The organism is Streptomyces sp. NPDC002265 (genome assembly GCF_040296125.1).
Lineage (GTDB): Bacteria > Actinomycetota > Actinomycetes > Streptomycetales > Streptomycetaceae > Streptomyces.
Genome location: NZ_JBEOWS010000028.1, coordinates 13,667 through 33,574, shown reverse-complemented (window position 1 = coordinate 33,574; position 19,908 = coordinate 13,667). Strand labels below are relative to the sequence as shown.

Sequence of the window (19,908 nt, the reverse complement as noted above, 5' to 3'; positions counted from 1 at the left end):
CCCTCCTCACTGCACCACTAGGGCGCCGCTGTTGACGGTCACCTTGTCCCCTGCGAGCTGGATGGTGGCGAGCCCCGGACCGCAGGAAATCTCGATGGAGGATCTGCTGATCTTGATGTACGGCCCGCCGGGGCCGCCGAGCTGCAGCTCGATGGCGGCGCCCTGTGGACCGGCCGCATCACTGATGACAAGGGCGTTCTGGGCCGGAGTCGCGAGCACGATCTGCGGGGTTCCGGGCGGAGTGGACTTCGCGGCGAGCGGGACATCGCCCGCGCCTCCGCGCCAGAATCCCGCCCACACCGCCTTGTTGGGGTCGCCGTTGAGGAACTGCACCCATACACCGGAGTTGTTCAGCGGCACGACGTACATACCGCTGGCCGTTCCCGCCACCGGGGACAACGGCGAGGCCCAGATGCACGGATCGTCGCCGAGAACCTCCGGCACCCGCACCAACAGCCGCCCCATACCCTGCGAATCCACGTTCTGCACGACCACGCCCTGGTAGAGGCCGTGCCATTTCTTCACGGTCTCGGCCGTCATGGGATCACCGCCGGAATATTGGCAACGAGACCGTCCCGAGTGAGGGTGAAGCTCTGCTTGTAGCGGCCGCGGGCGATGTCGTGCGTGACACTGCGTACGTAGTAGAGGCCGTCGTAGGCCAAACCCGCGCCGCGCACGCCCACCAGGCGGCGAGCACTCAGTACGTGCCCGTAACGCAGCACGTCGAGTTGGCCGTGGCCGGTGACGGCGTCCGCAGCCTCGGAGGTGCGGCTCAACCCCCACAGCATGGTCTCCGTCGCCGACCTGCCGGTCTGCGCGTCCAATGGTTGTTCGCGCAGAGCGACGGCCGGCCGCAGAGCGAGGGGCGGGTGAAGGAGGCTGACATCGGGAATGGGGACGTCCAATTCGGCCTTGGTGACAGGTTCGATGAGCCGTGCCGTGTACTGCTTGCGGGACAGACCGTCGAAACCGAAGCTGAGTGACTCAACGTTTGTGGCTGTTCCGGAGTCGACGGTGAGTGCCGGTTGCGGCAGTCCCGCGCGGACCTCCGGACCCCAGTACGCGATGCTGGCTCCAGGTGCCGGGCCGGGCTCGATGAAGAAGACGTAGCCGACATCGGTGGCCATCGATCGCAGATACGCCAGATCCGTGGCCGACTGGACCGGAATCGTCACAGCCGGGTTCGGCAGGTCGCTGATCACCGGTGGGACGGCCAACGGCACGACCCCGTACTGTGCGTAACCGGCACACACGAGCACCGCCCGCAGGTGGTGGGGCACTCCCGGGTAGCAGCGCTCGACGTGCTTGAGGTCCATGAGGAGCGACAGGTCCTCACCTGTCAGCGTGAGAGTGGAACTGCCCGGGTTCTGCCCGGGATTCATCTCCTGTCGGGTGATCACTCCGTCCATGAGGACGTGCGGCGTCCCGGCGACCACAGCCACCACGACCACTCGGGTCTTGGGATCCAGCAGCCCAGTGGGCAGGAGCACCTGGTTCAGGGGGGAACGCTTGGCCGTGGTGAAGGTCAGCTGGAAGCCACTGGCCAAGCCGCTGGAAGAGGTGACGTGAACGGACTGCAGGGAGTCGACGAGAACGGCAGGCGCGGGCACGGGAATCACCTTTCCCATGAGCAGCATCAGCTGCAGGCTGCGTGTCACGACGGGGTCGGCCCCAAGCTGCCCTGCGGACCGGCCGAGAGGGCGATCCGCAGCCGCCGTCCCGGCACGGCCGTCAGGTCGTCCGGGCGCATCGCCCCATTGGCATCGGCGATGCGCCAGGCCTGCTCCGGATCGCCGTACTGCCGGGCCGCGATCCGGTCCAGCCGGTCGCCGGATACGACGACCTGTTCGCCGATCGGCATCAGATCCCCCGGCCGGGGCAGGAAGCGACGCCGCACGTAGGTGACGGTCCGTCCGTCCTTCATGGTCAGGTTCGCCGTGGCGATGCCGTGGTACCTGCTGGTGGGCTCGAACATGCCTGCCTCCCTCGAGGTCGTCCCGCACCATCAGATCCTGGTGTAACCGACTGTCGTCGGCCCGTAGCCGATCAGTGCCGCGAACTGCTCCTTGCTCTGCTGATACCTGAGATACAGCGCGCCGGCCTTGTGGGAGTGCCCGACGTCGTCGACTGTGAGGGTCCGGACGGACAGCCCTGCTTTGGCCCTGATCGGGTTGAGTTCTCCGTCGTAGGCTTCCTCTGTGACGGTGAGGTCCGTGATGCGCACGGGAAGGACCCGGCGCCGGCCGAGTACCAGGACCAGCAGCGGGGCTTCCACCGGCGTGATCTCCAGCATGCCGTTCGAGGCCATGCGGTTCTCCTCCACCAGTTGTGCACTGGTCGGATACACGGCCGTCTCCAGGGCCGACAGGGCCCCGAACAATCCGGCACCCGCCATGGGCGCAGCGCCGGCCACCGGTTCGAGCTGATCTGCCGCGTCGAGTTCCACGTCGAATCTCCACGTCTCTCGCGGCGGCCCCTTCAGCCGGAGCGCCTCGAGCCGGTCCTCGCCTGCACCGCCCGCTCCCTGTGCTTGCAGGGTGCGTGTGACGGTGTCGGGGTTGTACTGAAAGGGGATCACGCGCAGGACACGTCCCTGCTCTGGGTCGAGAAACACGAATCCGCCACGGGGCGGGGCGGGCGTCGGGAACGGCATGAAGCACTTCCGTGGGACGAGAAGGTGGTAGGAGTTCTGCCGCCGCGGTCCGGGCAGGAGTTGCCGGCGCGGGAAGATGTGACGGAAGGCGTCCGAGGCGCCTTTCGGTGCCTGCGGTCGCACTCTTGGCGTCCGCCGCAGCGTCACGTGCTCGGCGCACCCGGCACTATCGCTCCCTCTTCTTGCCTGCGGAGGCTGCTGTGAACGGCGCGGGCAATGTCGCGTCCGAAACCGACTGGGTCGGATGCGAAGGGGATTGTCGGGGTGACGGCGTGGTGCAGGTGACAGTCCCGACGCACGGTGAGCGGGGCGCGGAGCAACAGGGAGCAGAGCTCGGCTTCCAAAGCCGCCCGCACGGTCCGGCCGTCGCGTGGCATGACACCGTCCAGAACGAGCCGTCCCACGTGCAGCTCGATTCTCACGGGTTCACCAGTCCTTGGTCGTTCCACACAAAGTCCCTCTCGTTCACCGGCATCTCCATCTTGCGCAGTTCTGTCCGGGCGGCCGTGAGAAGCTCTGCCATCCCGATCGCGGTACCGGCCGATGCGGCGGCGAAGGCGGCGTTGACCGCGGTGTTGCGGATCATCCCGCCGCTGAGCGGCAGCCCGGCCAGACGGTCGAGGTCGAGAGGTTCCGTCGGTGCGGCGGCTGGCAGGGCCCGCGCCCAGATCTCGCGGCGTTCCCTGGCATCGGGGAAGGCGAAGGGAACGATGAACCGCAGTCGACGCAGGAAGGCGGTGTCCAGCGACCGGCGGAGGTTCGTGGCAAGAATCGCCAAGCCCTGGTACGCCTCCATCCGCTGCAGCAGATAGCTCACCTCGATGTTGGCGTACCGGTCATGGGAGTCATTGACCTGGCTGCGTTTGCCGAACAACGAGTCCGCCTCATCGAAGAAGAGGATGGCACCGCCAGGTTCGGCGGCGTCGAACAACCGGCGCAGATTCTTCTCGGTCTCACCGATGTACTTACTGACCGTTGCGGACAGATCGACCCGGTACAGATCGATTTCCAAGTGTCGCGCGAGGACCTCGGCGGCCATGGTCTTGCCCGTGCCGCTTGGACCTGTGAACAGTGCGCTGATGCCGAGTCCTCGGTTCTCGCGTTCCCCGAAGCCCCAGTTCCGGTAGACCGTGCACCGCTGCGCGACCTGGTCGCCGATCTGCCGCAGCAGGGCCGACTCCTCGGGCGGCAGCACGATATCGTCCCAGCCGGCTCTGGGTTCCATACGTTGAGCCAGCGCACCCAGACGTGGTCGGGTGCGGGCCAGGCAGGAACGCCAAGCCGCAGTGGGGTCAGCGCCCGAGGACGCCACCACCTCCTCGATCGTGGACAGGCTCAATGCGAACTGACCGGCCAGCCGATCCGCCTCTCCGGGAGCGAACGTTCTTCCCCAGACGGAAGTTCGTTCGCCCATAGGAGGCGGCGCAATGTCCATTCCGTGCGTCGGAGCCGGAACCTCGGGCCGATGTTCTCGGGTGGCGACGAAACAGGGCCCACCGCTACGGCGGAGGAACTGTCCGATCCTCCGGGCATTCTCTCTCTCCTCCCCACCGATCAATTCGCCGTCGTCGGCATCGAGATAGAGAGCGACGGGAAGCAGCAGCGCCTCCCGGTGCCAGAGTTTGGCCATGGCATCGAGTTCCGCGCCGGGCTCGGGCAACAGGCCGGCCGGCAGCGTATACAAGAGCAGTCCCAGTTCACCGGCAGCACGGGCGGCGACCGACTCTTTGCTCTCCCGGTCCGTTCCGATGAGTTGAATGACCGGTGCTCGTTCACTCTTCCCGGTCGGCGACATCCGCCAGCAGGATGTGATCTCCCGCACTGCGCACTGATGGGACGGTGGGAGGCCGTCGGGGTCGTTGTTCGACGGCAGGGGCGTCAGGAGGAGTTCGAGACGATCGTCGACGTAGTCGAGTCCTTTGACATGGTTGACGATCCGCTCGTCGGCCCGCAACGGGCTGCTCACAAGCGCCTGTTCAGCCGACCGCCCGATCTCCACGAGTCGCCAGAAGCGCAGCCCGCGATACGGGGACAGGATGTCCCAGGCGGGATCGGAAAAGAGAACGAATGCAAGCGCGAAGGTCGGGCCGGACGCTGCACCGCGCCCCTGCGCTCGCGTGCACAATTCGGCGAGTGAGGAGTCCAGTTCCTGACCGACGCAGAGCAGCAGTGTGTTCCGTTCGAAGGGAGAGAGCCCGAGCACACGGCTGAGCCGCATCAGAGCAGGGGGTGGCTGGCTCTGCGCAGCCTGCTTCATTTCCTGCTCGGCGGCCTCGAGTTGTGCCGCGGTGACGCTCGGCGCCGCGGGATCGGTGGCGGCGACGCCGTCGGTGGATTCGCACGTCGTTTCGATGTACCGCCGAAGCAGCAGACGTAGCCAGTGGAGCGCGGCGGTCAGGTATCGGTCGTTGTCGGCGTACCAGCTCTCCTCGACGTCTGCGGTCGATGCCGGAGACTCCGCCGTTCGGCCTTGATGCCCCTCCCCCGCCGCCAAGGGGGCCATCACGTCACCACCACCGCAGTGTCGGGGTCGAACCGGGGCTGCTCGGACGCGGTGTCCAGCACCGGACTGTCGACGCCGTCGACCCTCAAGCGCAGCGTATGCCGCCCGGGTTGGACGCCATCCAGGCGGAAGCGAAGCGTGCGCGACGCTTGCAGGAACGGCTCGGCGGCCACAGGCACTTCCCCGACCAGCAATTCGGTACGTTGCTCCGGACATACCGGCGTCTCACACGTCACCTCCAGCGACGCCATGCCCATGGCGTCACGCCGTACGGACAACGGCAGCTCGCCCGTGATCCGGGGGGCAACCCTCACCGGCAGAGTCGTGGTTGTGTGTTCCGTACCGTCGAGCGCTGTGAACACGAGCGTTGCCGACCAGAGGCCGGGACCCAGCCCGTCGGGAAGAGTGGCGTGCACTTCGGTGTTGCTGACCGGCTGGAGGTCGTGGACGAGGTGGCTTCCGTGCAGGGGATGGGTGAGACGCAGTGCGGGGATGCCGAGGTCGAAACGATGGCCTGTGAGGATCAAACCGACACCGGAGGTCGTTACCGGCTCGGTGATCGCGTGCAGCGTCGGCCAGCGGCCGACGGCGCTGGCGGCGGCTTCGGGTCCCCGGCCGCCGTCTCCGTGGCGCAGCACCGGCAGGGGCGCGCGCCCCGGGACAGCACTGTCGATGAGAACAACGCGCGCCTCGTATGCGGCTGTCAGGCGGTAGGGACTCTGGAAGGCGGTCCACAGTTTGGAAGGGTCATCCGCGCCCAGTCCCAGAAGCGTCACTCGGACCGGCTCGCACTGGTGCTGAAGGTTGCTGAAGGGAGCCGCGGACCTCAGATCGGCCGACCTGAGTTCAGGATGGTCGTACAGCGCCGACATGGCGGCACCGAGGATGCGATGAGCTGTCGAACCGTGGGCTTCGCCACTCGCATACGGTGTGAGCAGGTAATGCAGAACCAGGGGAAGTGCGGGCCGACGGCTCTCACCGGGGTGTACGCCGTCCGGGTCGGCGTTCAGCCACCCGCCGTCGATCGACGCACGGTAGAGAAAAATGTTGAGTGCGGCAGGGGGACGCTCAGCCGCCACCTCGTCCGGCGGTCGGGTGGTCACCACAGCTCCGGGCACCGTGCGGCCCACGGCGCCCTGCAGGATGGCGCTGAGGGTCTCCGTCACAGCGGCCACTGCCAGCATGTCGCTCACGATCGCCCCCGTAGGTACTCGTCGAGACTGAGCCGGGGCCGCCGTCGCCCCGACGACCGTGGGTCGGCGGCAGTCGGTGACGGCGGTGCGGCACGAACCTCCAACCGGTCGATCGTGACGCGTACGACCGGTTGCACGGCCGACGACGTGCCGGGGGTCCGCCGGTCCGCCGGAGGTGCGGAAGCAGCCTTGTCGGGGAGAACAGCCTCTGTGCGCACAGGATGACTGATTCGCGTGCGGCGGCTTGGACGTGGCTCCGGCGGGTTCGGCGGTACCGGTGCTGCGGTCGGCCGGCCGCCCTCTGCGGTGGGAACCTCATCGACTGCACCGATGGAACCGGGCGGCGACTCGGGACTGGGCGTCAGCACGTCGTTGTCGGTGACGTCGGCGGGACGGAGCGTGGGGGGATGGCTCCACGCGCCCGAGGGCGTCGCCGTCCGGCGGAGACCTCCGGCCTCCGGTTCACCGACAGACCGCTTTTCCAGCGGTGGCTGAGTGCGGTCGGGACCCAGGTCGGCGCGATGCCTCCCGGCGGCTGCGAGTGCTACTGGGCTGCCCGACATGCGAGGGGAGGACTGCCGGGACATGACGTCCGTGCCCGGCCCGACGAGCGGTTCCCGGGCGGGAGTGGTCAGTGATTCACGTCCTGCCTCGGGGCTGTGACCGTGCAGTTCATCGCGCTCAGCACTCCGGCCGGTGTCCGGTGCGAGGGTGGAGTCGGGCTGCTGGACTGGCATACACGGCAGATGCCCGTCGTCGCCGAGGCCCTCGCCGCCACCGCGGCCGGGAGCCGGATCGATCTCGGTGACGTCCTTTCTGTGCAACACACCTGGTGGATTGGGCTGGTGTGCGCCGGCACTGTCTGTCGCAGGCACCGACCATGGATCCCGCTTAGGCTCCACCACTGTCCCGGGTCGCCGTCCCGTGTCAGGACCAGGCTCCGGTGGCTCGGTCCTTGGGCCGTGCTCCTGTTCCAAGCCTGTTGCTGCGGACGGCGGTCGTGCGTCGCCGCCTTGTGGCCCTGATAGCGAAGTGAGGACATCGGCCGGCAGAACGGCGGGGGCCCATGTCATGTCCTCCTCGTATGTCGGCATGCCCTGATCGTCATGTGTCCCAAGGCGCGGCACCGCCGTGTCGAAGACGTTGGGCAGGAGCGGTCGCAGCCTGGGGCCTGGCTGGTGCAGCAACCGTCCCACGAAGTCGCTCATCCGGTTGCCGCCCCGAGGTAGAACTGGCGCCGAAGGGGACTCACCGCGAGGACGTCGGCCTCCGACCAACCGTATGCCCGGGCCAGCGCGTGCACTTCGTAGAGGAGTCGTCGTGCATACGCTTCGACCTCGGCCCACAGGTGCTCGGCCACGTCGAGGGCGGCCGTCCAGGCATGACGGCAGTGTGGACACGTGAGCGACAGGACTGTGTCGGCGCCCGGATCGTGGTCAGCCAACCGCTCCGCGAGCGCTTCCAGGACCACGTCCGGCAGATCACTGTCAGCAGGCTCGCTACCGACCACACAGCGCCGGAGCAGCGTGCGCCGCACCTTCCCTGACGCGCCGTGCACCGCCAGCAGATCACGCCCGGTGAGCGCCCGATAGGTGACCTTGCAGCCCTCGGCGTGCAGCGTCCCCAGCTCAGGCCCGTCGCCCGGCGCCTTTCGCTGTCCGGGCGCCCGCAGTTCGTCTGTCATGACCGAGACCTCGAGAGACTCGCCGCAGCCGGGGCAGTCGGTGACACAGGGCAAGACGGTGCCGAAGGAACGCTCACGCAGGTCCAGTTGAAGCGCCTTCAGTTCCGCCAGCGGAAGGTCGGCAACCGTCGCGCCGGACGGTGCCACCGCCGCCGCGAGCAGAAGAGCCCGGGCAGGCGGTGCCTGCCGGTGGCCTGCCTCCCACATGTCGAGCAGTTGCCATTCGGTCAGCTCCCGCCTCATCGGGTCAGCCTGCCGTATCACTGAACTGGGTCGGCTGCGGCGGGTTGGTGTGCTCCCGCACCCAGCCGTGATGTTCGAGTTTGATGTGTTCGAATGCGACACCGTTGGCGTTGGCGTCCAGGTCCGGCAGACCCTGATACTCCGAAACCCAGCAGTCGTGTACGGAGTACGAGATCACCTGCTGACCGCCCTCGTCGAACACGTCGATGATCAGATCTCGGCGGAAGTCCTTGAGAGACGTCTCCAAGCCTCCCACCGAGTTGCGCAGGCTCCACACTCTGTTGGCCCACTCCTCGAACACGGTGTCGGTGGTACAGCCCCGCTCCAGCGTGATGGCTTCGTACTCGGTCCGGCCGGGGAGTTTGTGACTGCTGCCCGGATGACCGCCGTCACGATGCTTGATGACCTCGGTGGTCCGCTTCAAGCCGCTGACCTTGCTGATCCCTGCGATATATTCCGTGGATCCACTGAACTTCACCCGGAAACGGAAGTTCTTGAATGGGTCCCGGCGCGTGACTTCCGGCATCAGTCCTCCTATACCTGGGTCTGGCCGGCAAGCTGCTGAATATGCACGATCACAAATTCCGCAGGTTTGAGCGGAGCGAACCCGACCTGGACGTTGACGATCCCGCGATCGATGTCGTTCTGCGGATTGTTCTCCCGGTCACACTTCACGAGGTATGCCTCTTGCGGGGTTCGCCCCTGAAAGGCACCCGCGCGGAACAGCGAATTCATGAACGCCCCGATATTCAACCGGATGGAGGCCCACAGCGGCTCATCGTTGGGCTCGAACACGACCCATTGCGTCCCACGGAAGAGACTTTCCTCCACAAAGAGGGCAAGTCGACGTACCGGCAGGTACTTCCACTCGTCGGCCAGCCGGTCGGCTCCGCGCATGGTCCGCGCCCCCCAGACCACCGGTCCCACAGCCGGCAGTCGGCGCAGACAATTGATGCCGAGTGGGTTGAGTCGGCCATTGTCCAGATCGCTGAGCAGCACCTCCAGGTCGCTGACACCGTTGAGCGAGGCATCCGTGCCGGCCGCGGCCTTCCACACGCCTCGTTGCAGGTCGGTCCGCGCGAGGACGCCGGCCATCACGCCGCAGGGTGGAAACGCCCTGAGGGCGCCTTCCCGCAGCGGGTCCGGCGCGATGACACGTGGGAAGTACAACGCCGCGTTCTTCGTGTCGTCCCCCGCAGCGAGGAGCCCCTCGGGAGGTACAGGCGGGTTCGCAACCATGTCGACGGACAAGGGGCCGCCCCCCTCCGGCCGACACCATGCAGGAGGCGGATCAACCAGGAGAACAGCACGCCGTTCGATACAGAGCCGCAACGCCTGCGCCTGAAGCTCTTGCGCCGCCGATCCGTCAAGTTCGTCATGACAGCCCGGGAGACACAGCAGGTTGAAGATATCGGACTTCCGCAGTTGAAAAATTCCCTCCTTTTCCACCTCGCCGCTCGTATAACTCGCAAGTGTCGGCTTTACGTCGTCCTGTCCACCACCGTCTTCCGGCTTGCTGTACGTCGCAGGGGGCTGTCCGTCGCGCGTCGGCTCAGGGTCGGCGAATGGGTCGGCTCCCTGTGTCTTCGGCTCGTCATTCTTGCCAGGCAGTTCCTGCACAGGCCGAATCGGTGCCTGAACCAGTCGCGACGCGGTAAGCAGGTGGGAGAGGTTCCGCGGACTGTCCTTGTCGATGCTGACGTTGAGATATCTTTCCTCGGCACCGGTGCCCGTGTCCCGGATGGTCAGGTTGTACAGCGTGCGTTCGTGGTCCGACGTGGTCTTTTCTTCCGAGGTGTCATAGTCGACCCGGGTCCGCAGGCTTCTCGCCCACGAGCCCGGATTGGCGGCCTTCAAGGAAAGCGGCCCCGGGGAGGCGGTGCGGGTGTCGGCGACCGCCGGAGACTCACCGGGCTCCTCGCCGGACTCCGGGGTGGGGCCGAGGGCGCGAACTCTGCCGCCTGCCCCCTGCGAGCGGCCGACGGGTACGTCCACGAGAGGTGAGTCGCCAACCACTCTGACGATCTCGGCCTCGCTGCCGCCGTTGAGATAGAACTGATAGACGGCGTAACTCATGGCGCTTTCTGGATGCAAACCACCAAAATTGCTCTGATAGTCAGCCCAACCGGTGATGTGCACAGGGCGGTCGACAGGTCCGCGTGGGGCATAGCCCACAAACGCGGCGATCGAGGTCGGAACACCAGTGATGGTCCGGACCCCGCTCTTCACCTCGTCAATATAGACGCCGGGATAGGTGGTGTTTACAGGCATGAGCGCCCCTCTCCTCCTGCCCGGATACGTCCTCCCGGGTCATTCATCGACCGATCCGCTCGCATACCCGTGCAGCCGTCACGGATGCAAACAACAATTGACACCACTCGGCGATCAGATCACGGCGTTGACCGCCGATGCGGTCCACCGGTTCGCTCTGCGAGGACTTCCACTCGCCAGTGTCATGTTCCTAGGCCGACCAGCCGCCATCCTCGAGACGCCGCCCCGCCCCGCCAGGACTCGGGCAGTCCACGGGCTGCGGCAACTCCGCTGCCGAGCAGGGCGACCCAGACGGCGAACGAAAAGGTCGCCACCGCCGCCCACGATCGAAAGCCGTGTTCGCCGAAGGTGTCGTCGCGGGAGTCGAGCCGCCCGGAAATCCCCAGACCATTGAAGACCAGGGCTGCAAGGAGCACGAACATCATGCTGCGCGACGCCGGAGACACCGACCACCGGCAAATGTCGTCCATGTGCCGGCGCACAGCCCGACGTGCACAGGTAGACACGGCTGAACGTGCACAGCGCCCGCAGCGGTCCGGCCGATGGGGCGAGAGGCCCAGCCGAGCGATTTGCGTGGACGGCTGTTGAGCTCGGTGTCGACGGCCTGCAGGTGCTCAGGAGTATGCGTGGACAGGTCGGATCCGGGGCCGCACGTCACTGCAGGCCGCGTCCGGCTGGATGCTGCTCGGCTGGCAGCCGAGAGGGGGACGGGTCGGTGGGCGGGCTGCCCGTGACCGCGCAGGGAAAGGCAGCCTGCAGCAAGATCCGCGGCCCGGCCAAGAAGTACTGCGAGCGCGGCTAGCGCGAAGGCGGCATCGGCGCGGGCGACGCAGCAGACAGTCTTCCGACCGGGGGCAGGAGGATTGCGTGCGCTCGGGCGCCATCCCTGTCTCGCGGCTGCTGTTCGTGCTGGACGACACCAACCTCCGGTGCGGCATGTCCGCTGTCGGGTACCGTCACCTCTCGCATGGGGGTGAGGTGGGGCATGGAAACGGTCCGGCGTATTCAGGTCGTTGTCGGGGCTACTGTCGTGCTGGCGGGGTGGTGGGCGGCGACCGGTCTCAGCCGGCTGCCGGTGTTGATCGTGGTGTTGCCGACAGTTGTCGCGGCATGGCTGCTGGTGCTCCTGCACCACGGGTACCTGCTGGGTCGTGCATGCGCGCACCGGCGACGGCGTCGTGACAGTCGAAGCCGGCGGGAGCAGTGGGCTCCTGCCGCCGACATACGCCGGCCGATCGACTACACGAATGTCGTGCCGCGACCGGCGGCCGAGAGTCCGGTCGACCAACAGGGGCGGTTTCGGGCGATCGGCATCCGGCTGGCCACGCTGCCCCTGCTGGCAGTCCTGTTTCTGACCGCTCAAACGGTGTTCCTGCAGCACAGTGACGACTTGGGTCTCGGGTTGGTGCTGGCCGAATGTCTGCTTCTGGGGTGGCTGGTCTGGACGGTGTGGTCCGAGCAGCAGCCCTCCCAAGCATGGGTCGCGAGCCGGATCCGGGCCGAGCTGTTCCGCAGGGAGATGTTCCTCCTGCTTGCCGGGGTGGGCCCCTACCTGGGACGGTCCACGCAGCAGACCGGACGTATTCGCGATGCCCGGACCGGACTGCTAGCTGCGGCCGGTGCCGCGGAGCTGGATGATTTCGCCCGCCTTGCCGAGCGGGATACGGACGGCGCGGAGCGGTACTGGCAGGACGAGGTCTGGCGTCGGGCGAGCGACGGCGTCGCCGGATCCTGCGACGACCTCGGTGAGCGGATGCGGACGTATCTCGCCTACCGGATCAGGCGCCAGCGTCTGTACATGGAACTGGCCGCGGAGAAGAGCGAGGGCACCGAGAGCGTGCTCGGCAAGGTCGCGAAGGGCGTGGCACTTGGCGCTGTCGCGGTGGCCGTCTCGTACGCCGTGGTGCTCGGCGTGGTCCGGGACGGGCGTGCGCCGTCGACCGCAGCGGCCGTTATCGCCGTCCTCGCCGCCGGTCTCGCGCCCCTGTGCAACTCGGTGCTGGCCGTGCAGAACCTCCTCGCCGGCCAGCGGTTGGCCGCGTCCTATCACGAGGCCCGACAGGAGCTGCTGGGGCACGAGAACACGCTCCGCAGGCTGATGGAGGAGCCGGAGGGACCCGACCTCGCCGTCGCCTTCCGCGCGTTGGTCGTGCGGACCGAGGCGACACTCACCGAGGAGCTCCGCAGGTGGCGGATCACGGTCGCCAAGCCTGAGTTCGACGCCGGTTTGTGAGAGTGGCTTTCACCAGAGCTGACTTTGGATCACAATCTGTCCGTGGGGGACGTGTTCATCAGCCATAGCGCCAAGGGCGACACCTTGGCCGCTGCCGTGCTGTGCAGCATCGAGAAGGGACTGCGGGAAAGGGGGCACACACCCCGCCTCGACCAGACAGGGCTCCCGCCCGGCACCGAGTGGCATCCCGAGATCGTCGATTGGCTGGCGCGCTGCGACGCTGCGGTCGTCCTGCTCAATGACAAGGCGCTGAAGTCTCATTGGGTACGACGCGAGGTCAACATCCTGATGTGGCGCAGGGCGCTCGGGGCTCCGTTGCTCATCGTTCCTGTCCTGGTGGGCGATCTGGGCACCGGCGCCGTCAAACAGGCCGGACTGGAGGAACTGCGGCCGATCCAGTTCGCCCGCACCGGACAGGGCGAGCCGCATGACGCCCAGGCGCTCGCCGATCAAGTTCTGGATCAGTTCACCCACTTACCCGAACAGGCGACACGCGAAGACCCGATGAGCGCGTGGCTGGAACAGCTGGGTCAGTATCTGGCGGAGGCACGAAATAACCCGGGCATGCTGGCGAAAGCGGCCAGGATACTCCAGATCGACAGCGTGCATCTGCCGGAGATCGACTCGGGTTCCGGCGGCTGCCTCTTCCTGGCCCATCAGTTCCTCGTCGCTCCTCCCGCGCGGATGGAGCAGGCGCTCAAGGCGCTCGCCCCCTCGTTGCAGGACCAGACGATCCGCCGGCTCGTCGCGGCCTTGACGGCCACCTGGGTGAGCGAGGAGGCCGCCCGCAAGGTGCTCCCCTCCCCCGGCGAGCGGCCGCACGAAATGACGTTGCTGCTCAATGCCCGTAAACGAGAGACCGCCGAGGACTACATACGGCGGGCCACGTGTGACGACCATCTGGGGTTCGAGACGCGGTCGGTCGAGACCCTGCCCACCGGGGAGGACCGGGTCGGCGAGCGGTTTCGGTCCTGGGAGGACGCGGTGTGGAAGGAGTTCTTCGACGCGGACACCGTCGAGGACCGCTGGTACCCGGACGATCTCGAGACGCGGACGCACTACTTGGTCATCAAGGACCGGCATCCGCCCGACATGGCTGTCGCGGAGGCCGTCGGGCTGTTGCACGGGGAGTTCTCCTGGCTGATCGTGCTGGTGCTGACCGGCGTCGCACCACCTGATCCGCAGGTGCAAGCCCGCTTCTCCAACGCTGTGCTGCTGCAGCCGCTGCTGACCGCCTCCGACGAGCAGACGGCCCGACTGCGCAATCTGCGCCTGCGGAAACTGCCCGAACTTCTCGCCGGTACGTCCTAGGAGCCTTCGTGGCAGAACTTCCCTCACACGGTCCCGACTCGAGGGACGGCACGGTCTACGACATGCCGGCCGACCTCACTCTGGCGATCAAGGTGGCCGTGGCCACCAACCGGCCGTTGCTCCTGAGCGGGGATCCCGGATCGGGCAAGTCCTCCTTGGCCCCCTACTGGGCTCGCGAGAACGATCTGCGATATTACGAATACGTGGTCACTTCTCGGACCCAGGCCACTGATCTGCTGTGGACGTTCGACAGCGTACGCAGGCTCGCCGATGCCCAAGCGCATCGCGGCCGGCTCAACGACGCCGACTACATCGTGCCCGGTGTGCTCTGGTGGTCGCTCGCGCCCGAGTCGGCGCGTACCCGTGGCGGCCTGCTCAGTGCACGCCACCACCACGATCCGATGGAGCGGTTCTACCGACGGGAACTGACGAAAGGCGCCGTCGTTCTCATCGACGAGATCGACAAGGCCGATCCCGACGTGCCCAACAGTCTGCTCGTCCCCCTCGGGTCGCACGAGTTCACCGTCTGGGAGACCGGCACACTGGTGCGTCGCGAGACCGACACCGAGGCACCTCTGATCGTCATCACGACGAACGGCGAACGCGACCTGCCGCCGGCGTTCGTGCGACGCTGCGTCACATTCACCCTTCCCAGCCCGACGCCCGACAGCCTGGTGCACATTGCTCAACTGCACCTGCAACACGAGGGTGTCGAGATCGACGACGCAATGATGGAGGTCGCCATCGCGCTCGCCGACGAACTGATGCAGGTACGAACAAGCGGCGTCGGCGACTGTCAGCGACTGCCCAGCACCGCCGAGTACTTGGACGCACTGCGTGCCTGTCGCACGCTGGGCATCGCACCAGGGCATCCGCACTGGCAGCTGCTGCGCAGTCTGACGCTGGCCAAGCCGACGGAACGGTGACCCTGTGCGTCCTGGAATCTGGATCGGCGACGTCGCCCGTGCACTGACGGTGGCTGAGACCGACGACGAACGTGTGAAAGTCGCCAGACTGCTGGGTTTCGATGTGCCGATGCCAGCGCACCACGACGCTTTCCCGCAGCCGGCACAGCCCCTGCCACGGACTCCCGCTCCGCAACCCTTCCCAGGGGACTCCCACGCCGACGACGCATCACTTGACTGGAGCGCGCCGCAGGAGCAGGAGCAGTCGGCCGACCTGCTGGCGGAGCTGCCGCTGCTGCTGCCGGTACAGAGCGAGCCCACCGCAGCCCTGCAGGAACCACCCGAGCCGCTGGCCAGACCGACGCCCGCACGGGTTCCACTGCCGCACCTGCCCCTGCTCGTCCCGCAGTGGACGAGTGCCATCATCCGTGCCCTGCTCTCCCGCCAGGTGTGCGAGGGCGAGGTGGACATCCCTGCGCTCATCGCCACCCTCGCCCACGGGCGCCCGGTCACCACGCTGCCCCGCCACCCGGTGCCCACCCTCCGCCACGGCGTCCAGGTCCTGATCGACCGCGGCGCAGGCATGCAGCTCTTTCGCCGCGACCAGGATGCGATCCTGGCACGCGTCCGCGCCGTGGTCGGCTCCGCCCTGGTCGAAGTGGGCTACTTCTCCGACGCCCCCCAGCGAGGTACGGGACCAGGTGCACGCTGGACCCGCACCACGTACCGGGTTCCGCAAAAGGGCAGGCGCATTCTCCTGCTGTCGGATCTGGGACTCGGCGGTCCCGCCCGGCACACCCGACGAGGCACCCGAGAGGAATGGGAGAAATTCGCCCTTCTGGTCGAACGAGCCGGGTGCAGCGCCGTCGCCCTCTCGCCCTACCCGGCCGATCGCTGGGCAGCATGGATGCCCAATACACTGCCGCTGGTCAGTTGGGACCGCAGCAGCCGACCGGGCCGGCTCGGGGTGAGGCTGCCGTGAGTGAGCCGCCACCCGACCTGCCGCCGCCACCGCCTGCCGGCGCACTGGAACTGGCCAGGCTGCTCAGCTTCGCCACCCGCATCGAGCCCGAACTGATCCGCGCCGTGCGGCTGAAGCTCCGGCCGCACCTGGATGTCGGAGCAGAGGCCGATCTGTGGTTCTGTGACTGGGTGGGCGCCCGCACGCCGGAAGCGATCGCGCTCCTGCCCGAATGCCTTCCCTATCTCCGGGTGGGCCTGGTGGAGACCTTGCACGCCGAGCCGGCGCTGGACGAAGTCTTCGGCATCGTCGAGACCTACCATCGCGACCTGTCCCCCGCGCTCCTCCTGGAGGAGCAGGTCACCTGGCACAGTCTGACCGGCGACACCGACACAGCCACGCGCGAGCTCAATCGCGCCCTGCACGCCCTCGTACAGGAGAACCGGTCCGGGCTGGCCGGCTGGTTCGCCGAAGCCTGGCATCGTCTGCCTGCCGAGACTCGATCGACCCCTACGGCATGGCGTCTCGCCAACGCGTCCCGATCCCACGTCCCGTCGCTCGATGTCGGTGCGTCACCGCAACTGACCCTCACCGACATCGCGTCGATCGCCGCCGCCGTGGGCCGTGCCCGGCTCGGAGTCCTGCGCGAGGGCACACAGCTGTTGCTGGGAGACGTGCGGGGAGCACGCGCCGTGGCAGTGCACGTCCCTGACACGCATCCGCGCCTCATCGAAGTTGTCACCTCCTTCCGATCCGACCTCGTGCAGGTCGACAACGGCGCCGTGGTGCGCCTCGAGGTGGGCAGTGGACCGCTTCGCCTGCACACCGGCTCCGGAGACGTCTACGCGATCGAGGGCCCCCTCCCTCCCGCCCCGGAGTTCCCCGCTTCCAGCGCCGAGTCACTCACCGATCTCCTCGGCCTCGGCGTCCGGGAGGAGCACGTTCCGCGACTGGCGGCTGCGCTGCAGGACCTCCTCGACCGCTTCCGCCAGGAAGGCAGGAGGGAGTCGTTGCGCGAGGCCGTCGACCTGGCCCGGCAACTGGAGACGGCCGGCTACGAACCGCAGGGCTTCCCCGGCCTCGGATCCCTCATGGCGGAGGCCCACTATCTCCACGGGCTCCGTTTCGGCATCCGTCGATCGCTCGAACAGGCCCTGCACATCAGCGAGGACATGTACGAGGTGTCCAGCCCGGACATCGCGATCCGCGTCCCGATCGTCCACGGCGCCACGCTACGCGCTCTCTTCTCCCACACCGGTGACCTCGCCCAACTGCACCGGGCGGTGGAGACTCTCTCCAACGCCCTGAGTCGACATGCGCGGACCGGGCCCGACTTTCGCCGTCTCGTCGCCGAGCTGTTGTCCGCCTATGCGGATCTCCACAGCGCGACATCGGAGCCCGGTGCTCTGCGCAAGGCGATGGCTCTCGCCGACGAGACCGTGGTCGAGCAGGCCGCTGAAGAGGTCTGCGCCCTGCCGCTGGCGCGGATCCTGGTGACCTGGTACGAAGCGTCCGGTGATCCCAGCGCCCTGCGCCGCGCCGAGCACCTGTCCCAGCTCACCCAGTCGTCCCGGGAAGCCCAGGACGTCCAGGCCGAGCGGGCGTCCGTACTCGCACAGGTAAGTCTGGCGCAGTTCTGGACGGACGGATCGCGCGAGGCTTTCGACAGCGCTCTGATGCATGCCCGCTCGGCGGTCTCCGTCACTCCTCGCGGCGACCGCATCCACCGTGCCCGCCTGCAGCTGGCCTTGGCCGATCTACAGGGCCTGCGCTTCGTCCTGACACGGGAAATCGACATCTTCTTCGAGGCCGTCACCAGCGCTGAGCAAGCCGTTGAATCCCTGCCGATGGACTCTCCATGGCGCGTGCAGGCACTGACCAGTCTGGCTCGCAGTCGCCTCGACTGCTTCCGGATCTTCGATGCTCGAAGCGACCTCGACGAGGCCTTCAGCACCCTGGCCGACATTCGGGACGGCGCGGCGGACCTCGCTTTCCGGCACATCGCACTTCTCCTGGAGAACGAGTGCCATTTGCTGGTCTATCGGGCAACAGGGAACCCCGACGAGCTGACATGGGCTGTCGAGAGGTACAAGGAAGCCTGGCAACGGCCCCGCTTCCGCAACCTCCCCTCCTGGCAGGACCACCTCGTCGCCGGATACGCCTCCGCCCTGCTCGAACTACACCGACACCGGAGCAGCACAGCAGAGCGCAACGACGACGTGCTCGAACAGCTCGACTCCCTCCTCAGGGAGAGCGAGGAGCTCCATGCCGCCTCCGAAGCGTCCGCCCTCGTGGATGTGCTGCTGGCTCGGGCCACCGTTGTCGCGACCACGCCCGAAGCGTCGCGGGCGCTTCTGCGTACCGCCTCGGCGGACGCCCAGAGAGCCGCGGACAGGGCCACCCAGCCGCTGCAACAACTCCAGGCCCTCCTCGTCTGGGGCAGCCTGGCCACTCGGCTCGACGCGAACGACGACGTCCTCCGGAGTCACGAACTGGCCACAGAGGCACTGGCACCCGTACTGCTGCTGTCCGGCAGGGAACACGACGAGCTGATCACATCGTGGGAACAGCTCACCCGGGAGACCGCAGCTTCTGCCCTTCACGCCGACCGTCCGGAGCATGCGCTCGATCTCCTGGAACAGCGCGGCATGGTCCTGGCCGCGTGGCACCCGGACTCCCCGGCCGGATGGGAACGACTCCATGACGCCGCGCCCGACCTCGTCGCGGAACTCCAGTGGCAGTGGGCGTTCCTCCACCTGCCCACGGCAATCCGGCAGTACTTGCCGCCGAAGGCTGGTCTCCGCGCCCGAATGTTGCGTCTCGTGGAAGCCGTCCGCGCCGTGTCGGGCTTCGCCGACTTCTTCATGCATGAGCCCGTCCATCAATTGACCACGGCGGCAAGCGAGGGGCCCCTGGTCGTTCTCAACGTGTCCTCTCGTCGCTGCGATGCCATCCTGGTGACGCGGCTGGGTGTGTCGGTGGTGCCCTTGAACACAAACCCCTCGGAGTTGAGGGACGCCGCTCACCAGTACCGGGGGCTGTCACTGCGGGAGCCGTCGGAGGCCTGGCGTGTACTGCGATGGCTCTGGGACAGCACCGTGGGCCCTGTTCTGCACGCCATGGGGCTGGCCGACCGGTCGAGCCGCAGACCCGCACGGGAGCTGGACGGCACCGGTCCGGACATCCTTGCGGCTGAAGACGCCCTGCCCCGGATCTGGTGGTGCCCCACCGGCCCGTTCACCGGGCTCCCCCTGCACGCAGCCGGGCACCCCGGCCGCTTGGCCATGGACTACGCGGTCCATTCGTACACGCCGAGCCTTCGCGCGTTGACGACCGCGCGGCACAGACAACGGCGCCCGCACGACGACTCCGAGCAGCGCATGCTTGTCGTGCTCGCGGCCGACGACGTGCCATCGGCGCACGTGGAGGTGGATCGGATTCAACAACTCGTTCCGACCGCTGCACTCCTCCAGGGGGCCGCGGTGACCGCCGAACAGATCACGTCACGCCTCGCCGATCACGCGTTCTTCCATTTCGCCGGGCACGCCGGGGTACGCGGCGCGACCCCCGTGCTCCATCTGCCGCACGAGAGCTTCGGACGGCGACAGCTCGCACCGAACGCCGTCCCCGACGGAGCGTTGGCCTATCTCTCCGCGTGCGAGACAGCCGGTGACGAACTGGCGCTCCACAGCGGCGGCCGGACGATCGCCGCGACGTTCCAGACCGCGGGCTATCGTCATGTGATCGCCATGTCGGGCCAGGTCGAGGACGTGGTGACGGTGCGGATCGCGACATCCTTCTACAAGGTGCTCCAGGATTCCACCGGGCGGCTGCGTCCGGAGCACGCGGCGCGTGCCCTGCATCGGGTTCTGCAGGAAATCCGTGCCGGCGACCCTCAAGACCTGCACAGATACGCCGCAGCGGTACACCTGGGCCCTTGACCGCTCGCCC

The 19,908-nt window shown here is 67.4% G+C and carries 15 protein-coding genes; 5 read left to right on the top strand and 10 right to left on the bottom strand.

Annotated elements, in window-relative coordinates; translation table 11 throughout:
• Positions 1–6 precede the first annotated feature (6 nt).
• The 10 genes from ABT085_RS07905 to ABT085_RS07860 all read right to left on the bottom strand — a co-directional run bounded on the left by ABT085_RS07905 (position 7) and on the right by ABT085_RS07860 (position 10,963).
• Positions 7–540: a phage baseplate assembly protein V gene (locus ABT085_RS07905; RefSeq protein ID WP_351603357.1), complete on the bottom strand. Its 534-nt coding sequence runs from the start codon at positions 538–540 to the stop codon at positions 7–9.
• On the bottom strand, positions 537–1,610 hold the full coding sequence (locus tag ABT085_RS07900) for a hypothetical protein (RefSeq protein WP_351603355.1): 1,074 nt from the start codon (positions 1,608–1,610) through the stop codon (positions 537–539). Before ABT085_RS07900 ends, ABT085_RS07905 begins: the two co-directional genes overlap by 4 nt.
• Before the next feature lie 44 nt (positions 1,611–1,654).
• Positions 1,655–1,975, bottom strand: a complete 321-nt coding sequence (locus ABT085_RS07895; RefSeq protein ID WP_351603351.1) for a LysM peptidoglycan-binding domain-containing protein — start codon at positions 1,973–1,975, stop codon at positions 1,655–1,657.
• A gap of 30 nt (positions 1,976–2,005) precedes the next feature.
• Positions 2,006–2,578, bottom strand: a complete 573-nt coding sequence (locus ABT085_RS07890; RefSeq protein WP_351603349.1) for a hypothetical protein — start codon at positions 2,576–2,578, stop codon at positions 2,006–2,008.
• 493 nt (positions 2,579–3,071) lie between these two features.
• The gene (locus ABT085_RS07885; protein WP_351603347.1) at positions 3,072–5,156 is read right to left on the bottom strand and encodes an ATP-binding protein; all 2,085 of its coding nucleotides are present in this window, start codon (positions 5,154–5,156) and stop codon (positions 3,072–3,074) included.
• Positions 5,156–6,340: a Pvc16 family protein gene (locus tag ABT085_RS07880; protein WP_351603374.1), complete on the bottom strand. Its 1,185-nt coding sequence runs from the start codon at positions 6,338–6,340 to the stop codon at positions 5,156–5,158. The genes ABT085_RS07885 and ABT085_RS07880 overlap by 1 nt, the downstream gene beginning before the upstream one ends.
• A 1,213-nt stretch (positions 6,341–7,553) precedes the next feature.
• Positions 7,554–8,276 (bottom strand): hypothetical protein, encoded by a 723-nt coding sequence (locus ABT085_RS07875; RefSeq protein WP_351603345.1) that lies wholly within the window; start codon positions 8,274–8,276, stop codon positions 7,554–7,556.
• Between the two features lie 4 nt (positions 8,277–8,280).
• The gene (locus tag ABT085_RS07870; RefSeq protein ID WP_351603343.1) at positions 8,281–8,802 is read right to left on the bottom strand and encodes a phage tail protein; all 522 of its coding nucleotides are present in this window, start codon (positions 8,800–8,802) and stop codon (positions 8,281–8,283) included.
• Positions 8,803–8,810: 8 nt separating this feature from the next.
• Entirely contained in the window at positions 8,811–10,547 is a 1,737-nt protein-coding gene (locus ABT085_RS07865) for a phage tail sheath family protein (RefSeq protein WP_351603341.1), read from the bottom strand.
• 182 nt (positions 10,548–10,729) lie between these two features.
• Positions 10,730–10,963: a hypothetical protein gene (locus ABT085_RS07860; protein ID WP_351603340.1), complete on the bottom strand. Its 234-nt coding sequence runs from the start codon at positions 10,961–10,963 to the stop codon at positions 10,730–10,732.
• A gap of 569 nt (positions 10,964–11,532) precedes the next feature.
• On the opposite strand from ABT085_RS07860, the gene ABT085_RS07855 reads away from it, so the two are divergent.
• The 5 genes from ABT085_RS07855 (at position 11,533) to ABT085_RS07835 (ending at position 19,898) form a co-directional block, all read left to right on the top strand.
• Positions 11,533–12,780, top strand: a complete 1,248-nt coding sequence (locus ABT085_RS07855; RefSeq protein WP_351603338.1) for a hypothetical protein — start codon at positions 11,533–11,535, stop codon at positions 12,778–12,780.
• Between the two features lie 42 nt (positions 12,781–12,822).
• Positions 12,823–14,091 carry a toll/interleukin-1 receptor domain-containing protein gene (locus ABT085_RS07850; protein WP_351603336.1) on the top strand — a complete coding sequence of 423 codons (1,269 nt, stop codon included), beginning with the start codon at positions 12,823–12,825 and terminating at the stop codon, positions 14,089–14,091.
• 8 nt (positions 14,092–14,099) lie between these two features.
• Positions 14,100–15,017: an AAA family ATPase gene (locus ABT085_RS07845; RefSeq protein ID WP_351603334.1), complete on the top strand. Its 918-nt coding sequence runs from the start codon at positions 14,100–14,102 to the stop codon at positions 15,015–15,017.
• Between the two features lie 109 nt (positions 15,018–15,126).
• Positions 15,127–15,978, top strand: coding sequence for a hypothetical protein (locus ABT085_RS07840; protein ID WP_351603332.1), 852 nt, complete (start codon positions 15,127–15,129; stop codon positions 15,976–15,978).
• Positions 15,975–19,898, top strand: coding sequence for a CHAT domain-containing protein (locus ABT085_RS07835; RefSeq protein WP_351603330.1), 3,924 nt, complete (start codon positions 15,975–15,977; stop codon positions 19,896–19,898). The genes ABT085_RS07840 and ABT085_RS07835 overlap by 4 nt, the downstream gene beginning before the upstream one ends.
• Positions 19,899–19,908 lie beyond the last annotated feature (10 nt).

Excerpts from the sequence above, each read along its gene's own strand:
- ABT085_RS07905 (WP_351603357.1), bottom strand. The coding sequence starts at position 540 with ATGACGGCCGAGACCGTGAAGAAATGGCACGGCCTCTACCAGGGCGTG.
- ABT085_RS07895 (WP_351603351.1), bottom strand. The coding sequence starts at position 1,975 with ATGTTCGAGCCCACCAGCAGGTACCACGGCATCGCCACGGCGAACCTG.
- ABT085_RS07885 (WP_351603347.1), bottom strand. The coding sequence starts at position 5,156 with ATGGCCCCCTTGGCGGCGGGGGAGGGGCATCAAGGCCGAACGGCGGAG.
- ABT085_RS07880 (WP_351603374.1), bottom strand. The coding sequence starts at position 6,340 with ATGCTGGCAGTGGCCGCTGTGACGGAGACCCTCAGCGCCATCCTGCAG.
- ABT085_RS07875 (WP_351603345.1), bottom strand. The coding sequence starts at position 8,276 with ATGAGGCGGGAGCTGACCGAATGGCAACTGCTCGACATGTGGGAGGCA.
- ABT085_RS07870 (WP_351603343.1), bottom strand. The coding sequence starts at position 8,802 with ATGCCGGAAGTCACGCGCCGGGACCCATTCAAGAACTTCCGTTTCCGG.
- ABT085_RS07865 (WP_351603341.1), bottom strand. The coding sequence starts at position 10,547 with ATGCCTGTAAACACCACCTATCCCGGCGTCTATATTGACGAGGTGAAG.
- ABT085_RS07855 (WP_351603338.1), top strand. The coding sequence starts at position 11,533 with ATGGAAACGGTCCGGCGTATTCAGGTCGTTGTCGGGGCTACTGTCGTG.
- ABT085_RS07840 (WP_351603332.1), top strand. The coding sequence starts at position 15,127 with ATGCCAGCGCACCACGACGCTTTCCCGCAGCCGGCACAGCCCCTGCCA.